At 57.9% G+C, this 15957-nt stretch carries 12 protein-coding genes; 6 read left to right on the forward strand and 6 right to left on the reverse strand.

Annotation, left to right across the window (positions count from 1 at the left end):
* Window positions 1–21 precede the first annotated feature (21 nt).
* Window positions 22–1272 (forward strand): peptide antibiotic transporter SbmA, encoded by a 1251-nt coding sequence (gene sbmA, locus SB719_RS13445; protein ID WP_065650328.1) that lies wholly within the window; start codon window positions 22–24, stop codon window positions 1270–1272.
* Window positions 1273–1346: 74 nt separating this feature from the next.
* Here sbmA and SB719_RS13450 read toward each other — a convergent pair whose 3' ends face one another.
* Both SB719_RS13450 and SB719_RS13455 read right to left on the reverse strand, forming a co-directional pair.
* The gene (locus SB719_RS13450; protein WP_293006318.1) at window positions 1347–2987 is read right to left on the reverse strand and encodes a dihydroxyacetone kinase subunit DhaK; all 1641 of its coding nucleotides are present in this window, start codon (window positions 2985–2987) and stop codon (window positions 1347–1349) included.
* 131 nt (window positions 2988–3118) lie between these two features.
* Window positions 3119–4288, reverse strand: coding sequence for an MFS transporter (locus SB719_RS13455; RefSeq protein ID WP_412159294.1), 1170 nt, complete (start codon window positions 4286–4288; stop codon window positions 3119–3121).
* Window positions 4289–4394: 106 nt separating this feature from the next.
* On the opposite strand from SB719_RS13455, the gene SB719_RS13460 reads away from it, so the two are divergent.
* Entirely contained in the window at window positions 4395–5351 is a 957-nt protein-coding gene (locus SB719_RS13460) for an AraC family transcriptional regulator (protein WP_412159295.1), read from the forward strand.
* A gap of 3 nt (window positions 5352–5354) precedes the next feature.
* Here SB719_RS13460 and SB719_RS13465 read toward each other — a convergent pair whose 3' ends face one another.
* The 4 genes from SB719_RS13465 to gltP form a co-directional block, all read right to left on the reverse strand.
* Window positions 5355–6899, reverse strand: a complete 1545-nt coding sequence (locus tag SB719_RS13465) for a methyl-accepting chemotaxis protein (RefSeq protein ID WP_065650332.1) — start codon at window positions 6897–6899, stop codon at window positions 5355–5357.
* A 269-nt stretch (window positions 6900–7168) separates the two neighbouring features.
* Window positions 7169–8602, reverse strand: coding sequence for a PTS N-acetylmuramic acid transporter subunit IIBC (murP, locus tag SB719_RS13470; RefSeq protein ID WP_412159296.1), 1434 nt, complete (start codon window positions 8600–8602; stop codon window positions 7169–7171).
* Window positions 8602–9513, reverse strand: coding sequence for an N-acetylmuramic acid 6-phosphate etherase (murQ, locus tag SB719_RS13475; protein ID WP_314688787.1), 912 nt, complete (start codon window positions 9511–9513; stop codon window positions 8602–8604). The genes murP and murQ overlap by 1 nt, the downstream gene beginning before the upstream one ends.
* A 152-nt stretch (window positions 9514–9665) precedes the next feature.
* On the reverse strand, window positions 9666–10967 hold the full coding sequence (gene gltP, locus SB719_RS13480; protein ID WP_065650335.1) for a glutamate/aspartate:proton symporter GltP: 1302 nt from the start codon (window positions 10965–10967) through the stop codon (window positions 9666–9668).
* A gap of 579 nt (window positions 10968–11546) precedes the next feature.
* On the opposite strand from gltP, the gene acs reads away from it, so the two are divergent.
* From acs to SB719_RS13500, 4 genes are all read left to right on the forward strand, one after another.
* Window positions 11547–13502: an acetate--CoA ligase gene (acs, locus tag SB719_RS13485; RefSeq protein ID WP_292968340.1), complete on the forward strand. Its 1956-nt coding sequence runs from the start codon at window positions 11547–11549 to the stop codon at window positions 13500–13502.
* A 173-nt stretch (window positions 13503–13675) separates the two neighbouring features.
* Window positions 13676–14005, forward strand: a complete 330-nt coding sequence (locus SB719_RS13490; protein ID WP_039382048.1) for a DUF485 domain-containing protein — start codon at window positions 13676–13678, stop codon at window positions 14003–14005.
* On the forward strand, window positions 14002–15654 hold the full coding sequence (locus SB719_RS13495; RefSeq protein WP_065650337.1) for a cation acetate symporter: 1653 nt from the start codon (window positions 14002–14004) through the stop codon (window positions 15652–15654). The genes SB719_RS13490 and SB719_RS13495 overlap by 4 nt, the downstream gene beginning before the upstream one ends.
* Before the next feature lie 119 nt (window positions 15655–15773).
* A partial coding sequence (locus SB719_RS13500; protein ID WP_412159297.1) for a hypothetical protein occupies window positions 15774–15957 on the forward strand: 184 nt, incomplete at its 3' end.

Raw genomic sequence — 15957 nt, forward strand, 5'->3', positions numbered from 1 at the left:
CTACACCACAGCGGAGTGCTTATGTTTAAATCCTTTTTTCCGCGGCCCGGCGCCTTTTTCAGCTCGGCAGCGATTTGGAGTGTGATTGTTCTCTTTGCCTGGTTTGGCTTCTTCAGCGATCTGCCGGCGCACTGGCCTGCGCTGCAGGCCGCGATGCAGCAGCCGCTGCCGACCAATGCCAGCCGGTTTATTCACGCCAGCCAGCTCTGGTTTTACGGCTATTACTGGTCAGCCGTCGCCCTGTTCGCCATCGCGTGGATGATAATCGATCGCCATCCGTGGCAGCGCTGGTCGGTCTGGGGTACAGCACTGATCATCTTTGTCACCTGGTTTAACGTTCAGGTCAACGTTGCGGTTAACGCCTGGTATGAACCGTTTTACGATCTGATCCAGAAAGCGCTGACCAAAGCGGGTGCCGTACAAATTAACCAGTTTTACAGCGAGATCAGCGATTTTCTCGGCATTGCGCTTATCGCTGTAACCATTCTGGTCGCCAACGTCTTTTTCATCAGCCACTGGATTTTTCGCTGGCGTACCGCAATGAACAGCTACTACATGCATAACTGGCAGCGGCTGCGGCATGTAGAGGGGGCGGCACAGCGTGTGCAGGAAGATACCATGCGTTTCTCCACCACGCTGGAAGACTGGGGAGTCAGCTTTATCAAAGCGATCATGACGCTGGTGGCGTTCCTGCCGGTGCTGCTGGCGCTGTCAAAGCATGTCAAAGATATTCCAGTTCTCGGTTCAACGCCCTATGGTCTGGTGATTGCCGCTATTCTCTGGTCACTGTTTGGCACCGCACTGCTGGCGCTGGTTGGCATCAAGCTGCCGGGGCTGGAGTTCCGCAATCAGCGGGTAGAAGCGGCCTACCGTAAAGAGCTGGTGTATGGCGAAGATGATCCGTCGCGCGCATCACCGCCGACGGTGCAGGCCCTGTTCAGCCGGGTGCGCTACAACTACTTCCGGCTCTACTTCCACTACCTCTACTTTAACGTGACGCGCTTTCTCTATCTGCAGGTAGATAATGTGTTTGGCGTGTTTCTGCTGTTTCCGGCTATTGTGGCCGGTGCGCTGACGCTGGGCCTGATGAATCAGATCCTCAACGTATTTGACCAGGTGCGCTCCTCCTTCCAGTATCTGATCACCTCCTGGTCAACGCTGGTAGAGCTGATGTCGATTTACAAGCGTCTGCGCAGTTTTGAGCAGATCCTGCAGGATATTCCGCATCAGGAGATGCTGCGCGAGGCGGCTAAAGAACCGGCCGGCGAATAACGGGCGACAGCGCCCGTCTTCTGTCTGCTGAGAAGACGGACGCTGCTCCCGGCTGTATCCGTCCGGCGGGCTACTCAGCCTGCCATTACCTGAAACACTTTTTCTACTGCATACGCACCGGGATCTTTTACCCCATCCAGACTCTGCTGATTAAGATAGGCTGAACGTCCCGCCTTTGCACTGTTCATCTGTGCCGTGGCCTCTGCACCTTCTGCCGCCGCCTGCGCGGCAGCGGCCAGTGATTCACCCGCCACCAGTTTTTCCAGCGCCGGCTGCAGCGCGTCAATCAGCGTGCGATCGCCTGGCTCGGCGCCACCATAGTGCTTCATGCGCTCCAGCCCCTGCATTAACGCCTCCGGCAGCGAGCTGCCCTCTTCCAGATGCTGGCCGGCAGAGGTAAACAGAATCGACATCAGTACGCCGCTGGAACCGCCCATCGCGCCTGCCAGCTGCTCGCCAATCAGCGCAATCAGCGTTGGCAACTCATTCAGCGGCAGCTGCTTCTCCTGCAGGGCGCGCTGAATACGTTTTGCACCCGCCGCGAACGTGGAGCCGGTATCACCATCACCGACTTTTGCATCCAGCGCGTTCAGTTCGCTCTCCAGATCGATGAGTGTCTGCGTGACGCGCGTGATCCAGCCCGCCACCTCATCATTTTCTGAAGGATCGAAATCGAGCGCGCTGCTGACTTTCTCTGCCGTCTGCAGACTGATGGGCGCAAACTCATAAGGCGCTACCCACCCCTGCACCTGAACCGGTGCCTGCAGCGCCAGCAGGAATGACTCTTCCAGCGCCAGCACAGAGAGTGAAAAGCCCTTCATATCCAGCGCGCTGACCAGCGTAGCGGGACCAATAAGGTGCGTAATACGCGCCGCCAGCGGCGTGCGCAGCACTTCGCGCGTCAGCAGCGCCAGCTCCAGCTGAGAAAACCCGCCTAAATTGTTGATGAGTAACAGCGCCAGCTTACCGTCCGGCAGCGCCTGCGCCAGTTTATCCGTCATCAGCGCGGTGATTTTTCCGCTGTCCTGCGTATCCAGCGTAATCACACCCGGCTCGCCGTGGATCCCCATCCCCAGCTCGCTGTGACCCGGTGCCACGCGCGCATCGCGCTTTTCTCCGGGAAGATGGCAGGTGGCAAACGCCAGGCCAATGGTGGAAGTGGCATCAATCGCCCGCTGCGCCAGCGCTTTTACCTCCTGCAGTGAATGCCCGTGTTCAGCCGCGTAGCCCGCAATCTTATGCACCAGTGCGGTGCCGGCAAGACCGCGCGGCTGCGGATTATCCGGCAGCGCAATATCATCCTCCACCATCACCAGCTCAACGTGATAGCCCAGATTTTTGGCTTTTTCGGCGGCCAGACCAAAATTAAGGCGATCGCCGGTGTAGTTTTTAACGATCAGCAGACAGCCTGCGTCACCGGTCACGTTGATAATGGCGTTAAGGATCGCTTCCACGCCGGGCGAAGCGAAAATATCGCCGCAAACGGCCGCTGTCAGCATGCCTTTACCGACAAACCCGGCGTGCGCCGGCTCATGACCCGATCCGCCGCCTGAGATCAGCGCCACCCTGCTTTTATCCCAGTCTGAACGCACCACTACGCGCATCTCATCGCCTAAATCGAGACGACGCAGGTTACGCCACGGCGTGCTGAGTAAAATACCTTCAATGGCTTCGTTAACCAGATCGTTCTTTTCATGCATAAAAAACTGGCTCATTGCCTCTCTCCCCCTGGTGTAGTTGTCACTAAAGGTAGCGCATCTGTGCAGAAAACCGGCAAAGCAACGCGCGGAAATGCAAAGGGCGGCACACGCCGCCCCTAAATCAGAAAAAGCCCTGCCGCAGCACTTTAGCCGTGCTGTCTGACGCGCGTATAGAGGGTTATCGCCGCCAGCAGCATCATGACGCCGCCGGCCCCCTGCAGGTCAAACATCCAGCCGCCCGCCGCCGCGCCCGCCGTGATCGCCAGCTGAATAGTCGCCACCAGCAGCCCGCCGCCGGACTCTGCATCATCAGGCACGGCACGCGAAATCCATGCCGACCAGCCGGTGGGCATGGAGCCAAATGCCAGTCCCCACAGCGCCACGCCGGCGCCCACCAGCCACGGCAGCTGCGCCATGGCTGAGAGCACAACGGCCGTCACGCTCATCAGCAGCGCCATGCCGGTCAGCGTCAGTGAGAGGCTGCGCGTGACCAGCACGCCTGCCAGCGAGGTGCCAAAGAAGTTAGCCACCCCAAACGCCAGCAGCGCAAGCGACAGCTGATTAACGTTAAGCTGCGCGCTGCCCTCCAGGTAAGGTCGCAGGTAGGTAAAGAAAGCAAAATGTCCGGTGAACATCAGGATCACCGCCAGCATCCCCCAGCGCATCACGCCCTGCCGCAGCAGATCAAGCACGCCGCCGCTCTGCGTCCGGTTTTCCGGTGGCATGGCCGGTAGCGTGAAGCACTGCCACAGCAGCGCCAGCACGCCCAGCAGACCCGTCATGAAAAAGATATTGCGCCAGCCAATCACATCGCCGAGATAGCTGCCGAGCGGTGCCGCAATAATTGTCGCCAGCGAAATACCGCTAAAGACAATCGACAGCGCGCGCGGTACCTGCTCCGGCGGCACCAGCCGCATGGTGATGGCGGTTGAGAGCGTCCAGAAGCCGCCAATCGCCATGCCCAGCAGCACGCGTGCCAGCAGGATCATCGGCAGGCTGTCAGCCACGGCCACCAGCAGCGCTGAGGCGATAAGCAACAGGGTAAACGCCAGCATCACCAGACGACGATCGAACCGCCGCGTCAGGGTACCAATCACCAGGCTGGTGAGCAGCGCGACCAGCGCGGTTACCGTCACCGTCTGTCCCGCCTGACCTTCGCTGACCTGCAGCGAAGCCGCTATCGGCGTCAGCAGGCTGACCGGCAGAAATTCAGCGGTAATCAGGCCAAACACGCCAAATGCCATAGCAAACACGGCGCCCCACGCAGGTTTTTCTGCCACCACGCGGGCCGTTGTCAGCTCACTTTCCAGACTCATGTGCGATCCCCATCACAAAATAATAATTTCCGCTAAGGATAGAGCGCTGCAGTAAGACGATCTATGATACAGAAAGTTTATTACTTGATAATTCGTCTGGATTGCAATGAGCCGCTATGAAGATCTGACCAGCGAACTGCTGATGGGCATGCGCCTGTATGGCGTAAAATATCAGCGGATTGCGCTGCATGCGCCTTTTGGCCTGCAGTATGACGAGGCGCCAGGCCGGGCGCAGCTGCATTTTGTCGGGCGCGGTACGCTGCTGCTGCGTGCCGCCTCCGGTACGCTCTATCCGCTGCAGGCGGGTGACGCGTTACTGATCCCGCACGGAAAAGCGCATGCGCTGATCTCAGATGAGACGGCGCACTGTGAACCGATCGCCACGTTTAACAGTAAGCCCATCTGCCCCAGCGTCTGCGCGATCAACGATGCGGCAGACGCCGATCTCTGCCCGGCGGACAGCGATGTGATCCTGTTCAGTGCCTGTATGGCATTTGAACTGGGCGGGATGCAGCCGCTGGTGCACACCATGCCGGATGTCATGCTGGTCAGTACCCTGCTGGGACAGTATCCGGAGATCCAGCCGATTCTGGATGCGATGGAGCGGGAAACCCGCCAGCGCAAAGCGGGTTTCGCCGGCATTCTTTCGCGGCTGGCGGATGTGGTGGCCGCGCAGATCGTGCGCGGCTGGGTGGAGAACGGCTGCGGCGCCGGCAGCGGTCTGGTTCAGGCGCTGCGCGACCCGCGCCTGAGTCTGGCGATGGCGGCGATGCACCGTGCGCCGGGCGAAAACTGGACGGTGGAGCGGCTGGCGCGCGCCTCCGGCAGCTCGCGTTCGGTATTCGCTGCCCGCTTTCAGAACGCCACCGGCATGACGCCGCTGCGCTATCTCACCGACCTGCGTATGCGGCTGGCGAAAGAGCGTATTATCGCTCAGGGCGAGGCGGTGGAGAACGTGGCGTTTGAGCTGGGTTATGGCTCGCTGGCCGCGTTCAGCCGCGCCTTCAAACGGGTAACGGGCACGTCACCCGGCGCACTGCGCGCCGGGCGGGAAGTGGCGTGAGCGTTAGCGGAATACGCTAATCGCCTCAACCAGACGGTTCGCCTGATGCGCCATGCGGGTTGATGCTTCTGCGCCTTCAGCCACGCGCGCGGCGTTCTGGTGGGTGATATCATCCAGATCTTCTACCGCCGTGCTGACCTCGCTCAGTGCCGTGGCCTGCTCGGCGGTGGCCGCGCTGATCTGCGCAATCAGCGTCGTCACATTTTGCACCTGGCTGACAATATCCTGCATGGTGCGGCCCGCAGCAGCCGCATAGTCGTTGCCTGACGCTACGCGGCTGGCGCTGGTCTCCACCAGCGTTTTGATTTCGCTGGCGGCTTTTGCGCTGCGCTGCGCGAGATTGCGGACTTCACCCGCGACCACGGCAAAACCTTTGCCCTGCTCACCGGCACGTGCCGCTTCTACCGCCGCATTAAGCGCGAGGATATTGGTCTGAAACGCGATGCTGTCAATCACGCTGGTGATGCTGGCGATGCGCTTCGCGCTGTCGGCAATATCGCCCATCATTCCCGCCATCTCCTGCATCACCTCGCCTCCTTTAATGGCGGCGTGGCTGGTGGTGCCCGACAGCGCATTCACCTCGCTGGCGGTTTCAGTGTTGCTCTTCACGGTAGCCGTCATCTCATTCATGGTGGCGGCCGTCTGCTGCACGTTAGCAGCTGCCTGTTCAGTCCGGCGGGAAAGCTCACTGTTGCTGCGCGCCATCGCATCACTGGCGCTGAGTACGTTGATCGCCTGACCACTGACATCATCCACCAGCCAGCGGAACATCAGCCCCAGCTGACCAATGGCGCGCAGCGTCATGCCGATTTCATCCACGCGGTCGGGCTGATCGACTTTATGGCTGTTACCGGTCGCCACGCTGAGCGCCTGCTGGCACATCCGCTCCACGGGGCGCGAGATCTGCTGCTCCAGCCAGAGGCTCGCCAGCAGCAGGCAGAGCGCGGTTGCGACGCTGAAGCCGCCGAGCGCCAGCGCCGTGAGACCTGCACCCCAGGCGCTGCCGGCTAACAGCGGCAGCAGCAGCAGCAGCGTTGAACGAATGCGCCAGCGCAGCGGCAGCGTTTTCAGCAGCGACGTGGCGCGACGCCAGCCGCTGCCGATAATCAATCCTTTATAGAAGCAGCGTCCTTTACTGCGCCCTTCGCGAAAATCGCGGTACAGCGTTTCAGCCTGCTGCACTTCTGCCGCTGACGGTTTGGTCCGTACTGACATATAGCCGCGCACGCACCCTTCACGCACCACCGGCACCGCATTGGCCCGCACCCAGTAGTGGTCACCATTTTTACGCCGGTTTTTCACCAGCGCACTCCAGGGCTGCCCCTGTTGCAGCGTATGCCACATATCGGCAAACGCTTCGGGCGGCATATCCGGATGACGCACCATGTTATGAGGCTGGCCGTTGACCTCTTCCGGCGTGAAGCCGCTGACCTCAATGAAAGCGTCGTTGGCATAGGTGATATGGCTGCTGAGATCGGTGGTCGACATCAGCGTCGCATCATCGTTAAAAATGAATTCACGCTGTGTGACGGGCTGGTTGTTGCGCATACAGAGATCCCTGGTTAATTCCGGCTAATAAAAATTACTCTGGATCTATCGGCTGATGAGCAGGATGACTTAAGCGCTGATGATTTATTTCTTGCTGCTAAAAAAGCGTTGAATCTGCAACCCGTTGTATACGGTGGGAAAAGAGGTAAAGCAAAAGCGGGATTCTGCGCCGCAGCTCACACTATTATTTAGCCGCGATGGAGAAAACGGTAAAACCTGACGGGCGCAGCAGCGTGCGTAACGCCTTTTTGCTGCGCCCGCAGCGGGCATTAACCCAAATCGATATTTTTCATGCCCCACCACCAGGTGAAGAGAAACCCGCCCGTCCAGGCGACCAGCAGACCGGCAAGATAGACCGCCATCCCGGCAAAAATGCCCTGTGCTGAGGTCATCAGCGGCAGCGTAACCAGGCCGGACGGGCCAAACACCGTGTTCATCCCTACCGGCAGGCCGAGCCAGGCCACCAGACCAATAAAAAAGCCGCCCAGCGCACCACCAAAGCAGGCGGTTACAAAAGGCTTGAGGCGCGGCAGCGTCACCCCGTAAATCAGCGGCTCACCCACGCCCAGCAGACCCGGCACAATCGCGCCTTTGATCTGGCTGCGCAGCAGCGACTGCTTTCCGGCTTTGCACCACAGCGCCAGCGAGGCGCCGACCTGTCCTGCTCCTGCCATCGCCAGAATGGGAAACAGCGAGTTAAAGCCCTGCGTCTCCATCAGCGCAAAATAGACGGGAATAAAGCCCTGATGAATACCGAACATCACCGCAATTAAAAACAGCCCGGCCAGAATGGCACAGCCAAACGGATTGTTGTTGAGGTGAATAAACAGCCACGACATCCCTTTAAATAGCTCGCCACCCACCGGCATAATGAACAGAAACGTCACCGCGCCGGTGATCAGCAGCGTCAGCAGCGAGGTGAGGATCATATCCAGATTATCGGGAATGATTTTACGCAGCTGCTTCTCTGTCCAGGCGCCAAATATCGCGGCCAGCAGCACGCCGATAATATTGCCGCGCGGATCGATGGTCAGCCCGAAGAAGTTTTCCATTCCACTGTAGTAGCCAACGGTCGCCTCCGGGCTGTAGCCGAGCACAAACAGCGAGGCGATAATCGCGCCGTTGACGCCGGTGCCGCCAAACGCTTTCTGGGCGTTATAGCCGATCAGAATGCTGAGAAAGGTAAACAGCCCTTTGCCAAACACTTTCATGTAGGCCACGGTCGCCAGCAGCCACGAAGCGTGCTCACCCGGCTGATTAAGGTGAAACAGCTGCTCAGTCAGAGTGGCAAAACCGAGCAGCAGTCCGGCCCCGATAAATCCCGGGATAAGCGGCGTAAAGATGGTGGCAAAGCAGGCGAGAAAGCGGTGCAGCGCACTGCTCTGTTTCGCTTTCATCTGCTGCTTTTGCGCCTGTGCGATCGTCTGCAGATCCTGTGCCGGCCCGTTTTCACTGAGCAGCAACTGCATCTTTTCCGCTGCGGTTTGCGCTTTGCCAGGCCCCAGTACAATCTGCAGCTGGGCGTCACTGACAATGACGCCCAGTACGCCGGGCAGCTGTTTCAGCTGCGGGCTATCCGCCAGCGCGGCATTGACCAGCGTCAGGCGCAGGCGGGTCATGCAGTTGCCACATATCGCTACGTTACCGGGCCCGCCCACGGCCCGCAGAATATCGCGCAGCAGCGTTTCGGTGATTGCAGCCATCAGCGTACTCCTGAATCACGTAATGCGGCGCGGATAAACCCGCGATTCTGCTCCAGCAGCGTGCGCGCCTCTTCTGCCGTCAGGCCGGCGAGCACCATGACAATCGCGGTTTTACAGTGACCGCCGCACGCCGTCAGCGCCTGCTGTGCCGTCGCGTCGTCGCATTCGGTGGCCTGCTTAACGATGTTTATCTGGCGCTGAACCAGTTTCTGGTTGGTGGCTTCCACATCTACCATCAGGTTGCCATATACCTTGCCGCTGCGGATCATCGCCCCGGTGCTGAGCATATTCAGCACCAGCTTCTGTGCCGTGCCCGCCTTCATACGCGATGAGCCGGTTACCACTTCCGGCCCCACAACCGGCGTCAGCGCGACATCAGCCGCCTGCGCCATCGCACTGTCGGGGTTGCAGGTCAGCGCTGCGGTAAATGCACCCTGTTCACGAGCATAAGCAAGCGCACCCAGCACATAGGGGGTGCGGCCGCTGGCGGCAATTCCGACCAGCACATCGCGGGCACCAAAACCGATATCCGCCAGGTCCTGTGCCCCGCGTCCGGCGTTATCCTCCGCATTCTCTACCGCCTGCAGGATCGCCGTATGGCCACCGGCAATCAGCCCTACTACCTGATCGCGCGGGGTACCAAAAGTAGGCGGACACTCGCTGGCGTCCAGGATACCGAGCCGGCCGGAGGTACCGGCACCGCAGTAAATCAGTCGTCCGCCCTGGCTAAAGGCGTGTGCAATCGCCTCTGTGACCTGCGCGATCTGCGGCACAATCGCCTCTACGGCCAGCGCCACCTTTTTATCTTCATCATTAATGACGCGCAGCATCGCTTCCGTACTGAGCTCGTCAATATTCTGGCTGGCCGGATTGCGGCTTTCGGTGATCATCTTATTGAGATCAAGGGTCATAATACGCTCCTGCGAATGAATTATTTATTCCGAAAAACTTATACCACAAAGAATTGTTAATTCATGTGCAGCCGCGCAGAATTTTTTATTTTTACGGCAGCAGGCATAAAAAAACCCGCCAGCGGCGGGTTTTTTTTATGCTTAATAGCGGATCAGGTGGCGCTTTGCGTGCGCAGCTGCAGCTCGTAGGCGGCGGCCTGCTTAGCGTCAAACTGATTTTCCCAGCGGGCGATCACCAGCACAGCAAGCGCATTTCCCACCACGTTCAGCGCCGTACGCGCCATATCCATAATGCGGTCAACGCCTGCGATAAACGCCAGCCCTTCAAGCGGAATGCCCACGCTGCCCAGCGTTGCCAGCAGCACCACGAACGAGACACCCGGGACACCGGCAATGCCTTTTGAGGTCACCATCAGCGTCAGCACCAGGATGATCTCATCAGTCAGCGACAGGTCAATGCCATAAAGCTGTGCAATAAAGATGGCGGCAATACTCTGGTAGAGCGTAGAGCCATCCAGATTGAAGGAGTAACCGGTCGGCACCACAAAGCTGGTAATCGCTTTCGGCGCACCATACGCCTCCATCTTCTGCATAATGCGTGGCAGCACCGTCTCTGAACTGGAGGTGGAGTAAGCCAGAATCAGCTCATCCTTCAGAATACGCATCAGGGTAGTAATACGCAGCTTGCAGAAACGCGCGACCGCACCGAGCACGACAAAGGCGAAAAACAGGATGGCGGCATAAACCAGCAGCACCAGTTTTGCCAGCGGATAGAGCGATGCAAAACCGAAGTTCGCAATGGTCACCGCAATCAGTGCAAATACGCCCACCGGCGCATAACGCATGATCATGTGCGTCACTTTGAACATGGTTTCTGATACCGAGCGGAACAGGCCGACCAGCGGATCGCGATGTTCCGACGGCAGCGCCGACAGGCCCAGGCCAAACAGCACTGAGAAGAAAATAATCGGCAACATATCGCCTTTTACCAGCGAGGCGAAGATGTTCTGCGGGATCAGCGACAGGATGGTGCTGACCAGACCATGAGGGGCGCCCTGAACCGCTTCGGTGGTGGCTTCATATTTAGAGATGTCCACCGTTGCCAGCGTTGACATATCAATGCCGCTGCCGGGTTGGAATACGTTGGCCAGCGTTATGCCGACCACAATGGCAATGGTGGTGATCACTTCAAAATAGATAATGGTTTTCACCCCGATACGCCCGAGTTTTTTCGCGTCCCCGACGCCGGCAATGCCAACAATCAGCGAGGAAATAACAATCGGCACCACAATCATCTTAATCAGATGAATGAAGATATCACCGGCAGGAGTAAGAATGTTGGTGATTAACCATTCACGATCGTCTGGCTGATTATGCAGCACGGTTCCTACGATAATGCCAAGGATCAGGGCAATCAGGATCTGCCAGGCGAGGGTGAGTTTAAAACCTTTCATAACGCGTTATTTCCTCAGTTAAAACCCCTTTGCTCTGCTGCGAAGGTGCAGGAGATGGTACACACAGGGAAGTGAGCAAAAGCCCGATAAAATAGAGGGTTATAATGGGCTGTATTCCGCTTTGTTCTGCCGGCAATTTGCGCCAGCGCAAGGATACAGCCTGAGTTGATACCTGCTGAACAGCGGCCAGATAAGTACCATTTTCACTACGGTAAATGCAACCCCCGGCGCGATAGCTTAAATCGTGCGCAGCTCAGTAGCATAAAATGCTGTTGTGGTTCTGTGGCTATAACCCGCTGTTATGAAAAGCGTTAGTTCGATAATTTTCCGCATAGCTATTCAGATTTGGTGATTTTCTCACCCGGCGCGTTTGCTCAACATTTAATCGCAAAACCGCGTCTTGCCTGCTGCCGGTCGCTGTCAGCAGTGCGCTTTTTTGCCGGCAGAACCGCCGTTTTTGTACGCTTTACTGCATGCCGACAGGTCGTGATCCAGACTGCAAAACCAAAACAAAGCCCCGGCCCCCTCTTCAATTAACCTTTGATTGACATATGATTAACATCTTCAAGGAGGTCAGCCATGAGCCAAATTCACAAGCATCCTGTACCCGCTGCCATTGCAGCGAACGCCCTGATTAATGCCGACGAATATACGGCGCGCTATCAGCAGTCAGTAGACGATCCAGACACCTTCTGGGGTGAGCAGGGGAAAATTCTCGACTGGATCACGCCTTACAGCACGGTGAAAAATACCTCGTTTGCGCCGGGTAATATCTCTATCCGCTGGTATGAAGATGGCACGCTGAACCTTGCGGCTAACTGCCTGGATCGCCATCTGGCGACGCGGGGCGATCGCCCGGCCATTATCTGGGAAGGGGATGACGCCAGTGAAAGTAAAACGCTGACCTTCCGTGAGCTGCATGCTGACGTCTGCCGTATGGCAAATGTATTAACGCAGCTTGAGATTAAAAAAGGCGATGTGGTGGCCATTTATATGCCGATGGTGCCGGAGGCAGCCGTGGCGATGCTGGCCTGCGCGCGCATTGGTGCCGTGCACTCGGTGATTTTCGGCGGTTTTTCGCCGGAAGCCGTGGCGGGTCGCGTGGTCGACAGCAATGCGAAGCTGGTGATCACAGCGGATGAGGGTATCCGCGCCGGACGCGCCATTCCGCTGAAAAAGAATGTTGATGACGCGCTGGCTAATCCGCTGGTGACCAGCGTGAAGAATGTGATCGTATTTCAGCGCACCGGAAAAACCACGGCGTGGCACGAGGGACGCGATCTCTGGTGGCACGATCTTGTCAGCCAGGCCAGCGCAGAGCATGAAGCGGTGGCGGTTGAAGCGGAACACCCGCTGTTTATTCTGTATACCTCCGGTTCGACCGGGAAGCCAAAAGGCGTACTGCATACTACCGGCGGCTATCTGGTCTATGCCGCCAGCACCTTTAAGTATGTTTTTGATTACCATGACGACGACGTTTACTGGTGCACCGCCGATGTCGGCTGGATCACCGGGCACAGCTATCTGCTCTATGGCCCGCTGGCCTGTGGCGCCACCACGCTGATGTTTGAAGGGGTGCCCAACTGGCCGAAACCGAGCCGGATGGCGGAAGTCGTCGACAAGCACAACGTGACCCTGCTCTACACTGCACCCACCGCTATTCGCGCGCTGATGGCTGAAGGCGACCGGGCCATTGAAGGCACCCGACGCAGCAGTCTGCGCATTATGGGTTCCGTAGGTGAACCGATCAATCCGGAAGCCTGGGAGTGGTATTACAAAAAGATTGGCGACAGTCGCTGCCCGATTGTTGATACCTGGTGGCAGACCGAAACCGGCGGCTTCATGATCACACCGCTGCCGGGTGCCACCGAGCTGAAAGCGGGCTCCGCTACCAAACCCTTCTTCGGCGTGCAGCCGGCGCTGGTGGACAACGAAGGCAATCAGCTTGAGGGCGCAACCGAAGGTAACCTGGTGATTAACGACTCCTGGCCTGGTCAGGCGCGCACGCTGTTTGGCGATCATGAACGCTTTGAACAGACCTATTTCTCCACGTTTAAGCATCGCTACTTCAGCGGTGACGGCGCGCGACGCGATGAAGATGGCTACTACTGGATCACCGGACGCGTGGATGATGTCCTGAACGTTTCCGGACACCGGCTGGGCACCGCAGAGATTGAGTCCGCGCTGGTTTCACATCCGAAAATTGCTGAAGCGGCCGTTGTGGGTATTCCGCACAGCATCAAAGGCCAGGCTATTTACGCTTATATCACGCTGAATCAGGGCGAAGAGCCATCAGCGGAGCTGTATACGGAAGTGCGTAACTGGGTACGTAAAGAGATCGGCCCTATCGCCACGCCGGACGTGCTGCACTGGACCGACTCACTGCCAAAAACCCGCTCCGGTAAAATTATGCGGCGTATTCTGCGTAAAATTGCAGCGGGCGATACCAGCAACCTTGGCGATACCTCTACGCTGGCCGATCCAGGCGTAGTAGAGAAATTACTGGAGGAGAAGCAGTCGATCGCCATGCCGTAATCATTGCCCTTATCAGCGGAGAGCATCAGCCTGTCCCCGGCAGGCTTCTCTCCGTTAGTTCACCTTACGCCGTATGCTGTTCACCATCGCACAACCCTGATAACCAGAATATTCAATCCGTTAAAGCACATTAATGTGAGATTTCCGTCTGCTTTGCCTCTGGAGAAACTGTGATGAATGACACCCTGAATCAACAGGAAGCCGTCTGGCAACAAATAGAAAATAACCCCCGTTTTCAGGAACTGGTGCATAAGCGCCAGGCTTTTGCGCTGCTGCTGAGCATCATTATGCTGGTCCTGTATGTCGGGTTTATCCTGCTGATCGCATTTGCGCCCGGCTGGCTCGGCACGCCGCTGCATGCCGGCACCAATGTGACGCGCGGTATTCCGATTGGCGTGGGCCTGATTGTGGTCTCTTTTCTGCTTACCGGCGTCTATGTCTGGCGCGCCAATGGCGAGTTTGATCGCCTGACTAAACAGATCGTCAGCGAGGTAAAATCATGAAGCGCGCGCTCCCGATTCTGCTGGCGCTGGCGCCAGCAGGCGTCCTGGCAGCCGATGCGCTGACCGGCGACGTCCAGAAGCAGGCAACCAACTATGAAGCGATTATCATGTTTGTGGTGTTTGTTGCGTTCACGCTGGGTATTACCTGGTGGGCGTCAAAGCGCACCCGCTCACGCAGTGACTACTACACCGCAGGCGGCAATATTACCGGTTTCCAGAATGGCCTGGCGATGGCGGGTGATTTTATGTCAGCCGCCTCGTTTCTCGGCATCTCGGCGCTGGTCTATACCTCGGGCTATGACGGGCTGATCTATTCGCTCGGCTTTCTGGTTGGCTGGCCAATGATCCTGTTTCTGATCGCTGAGCGGCTGCGCAACCTCGGACGCTATACCTTTGCCGATGTTGCCTCCTACCGGCTGCAGCAGAAACCGATCCGTACCCTCTCCGCCTGCGGTTCGCTGGTGGTGGTTGCACTCTATCTGATTGCACAGATGGTGGGGGCCGGCAAGCTTATCCAGCTGCTGTTCGGCCTTGATTATCATATTGCCGTGGTGCTGGTCGGCATTCTGATGGTGCTGTATGTGCTGTTCGGCGGCATGCTCGCGACTACCTGGGTGCAGATCATTAAAGCGGTGCTGCTGCTGTTTGGGGCCAGCTTTATGGCGATTATGGTAATGAAAACCACCGGTTTCAGCTTTAACACGCTGTTTACTGAGGCGATGGCGGTGCACCCCAAAGGCGCGGCGATTATGCAGCCTGGCGGGCTGGTGAAAGATCCTATCTCGGCGCTGTCGCTGGGACTGGGGCTGATGTTTGGTACCGCGGGACTGCCACATATTCTGATGCGCTTCTTTACCGTGGCTGATGCGCGCGAGGCGCGTAAGAGCGTGTTCTGGGCCACCGGCTTTATGGGTTACTTCTATTTCCTGACCTTCATCATCGGTTTTGGTGCCATTCTGCTGGTAGGCGCAAACCCGATATTCAAAGACGCCAGCGGTGCCCTGATTGGCGGTACCAATATGGCAGCGGTGCATTTATCCAATGCGGTAGGTGGCAGCCTGTTCCTCGGCTTTATCTCGGCGGTGGCGTTCGCTACGATTCTGGCGGTGGTGGCCGGGCTGACACTGGCGGGCGCGTCGGCGGTTTCGCACGATCTCTATGCCAGCGTGATCCGCAAAGGTCAGGCCACGGAGCGTGAAGAGCTGCGCGTCTCTAAAATCACCGTGCTGGTGCTGGGGGTCGTCGCTATTGCGCTGGGCATTCTGTTTGAGAAGCAGAACATCGCCTTTATGGTCGGGCTGGCCTTCTCAATTGCTGCCAGCTGCAACTTCCCGATTATTCTGCTCTCGATGTACTGGTCGAAGCTCACCACGCGCGGTGCAATGGTAGGTGGCTGGCTGGGTCTGCTCACGGCAGTCGTGCTGATGATTCTGGGCCCTACCGTCTGGGTTCAGGTGCTGGGCCACGCTACGCCGGTTTATCCTTATGAGTACCCGGCGCTGTTCTCCATGCTGGTCGCCTTTGTCTGCACCTGGCTGTTTTCCATTACCGATCACTCAGCCCAGGGCGCACAGGAACGCGCGCGGTTCCGCGGACAGTTTATCCGTTCGCAAACCGGTATTGGTATTTCACAGGGGAAATCGCACTGATCGCAGGCACACCGGAGTTAACCCGGTCGCCATGAATGGCGTTATTCAATTGCGGTGCGGGAATCGACACGGGCGTCATTTATGACGCCCCTACGCGGGGCGATGCAGGGGGCGCATTTATGCGCCCCTGGTTTATTGCGCGCACGGTATCCATCGTCATGAACGGCGTCATTCAATCACGGGCGGGCATCGGCCAGGGCGTCATTTATGACGCCCCTACGCGGGGCGATGCAGGGGGCGCATTTATGCGCCCCTGGTTTATTGCGCGCACGGTATCCATCGTCATGAACGGCGTCATTCAAT

The sequence above is a fragment of the Pantoea sp. SIMBA_079 genome (genome assembly GCF_046940275.1).
In the GTDB taxonomy this organism is placed as follows: Bacteria; Pseudomonadota; Gammaproteobacteria; order Enterobacterales; family Enterobacteriaceae; genus Pantoea; species Pantoea borealis.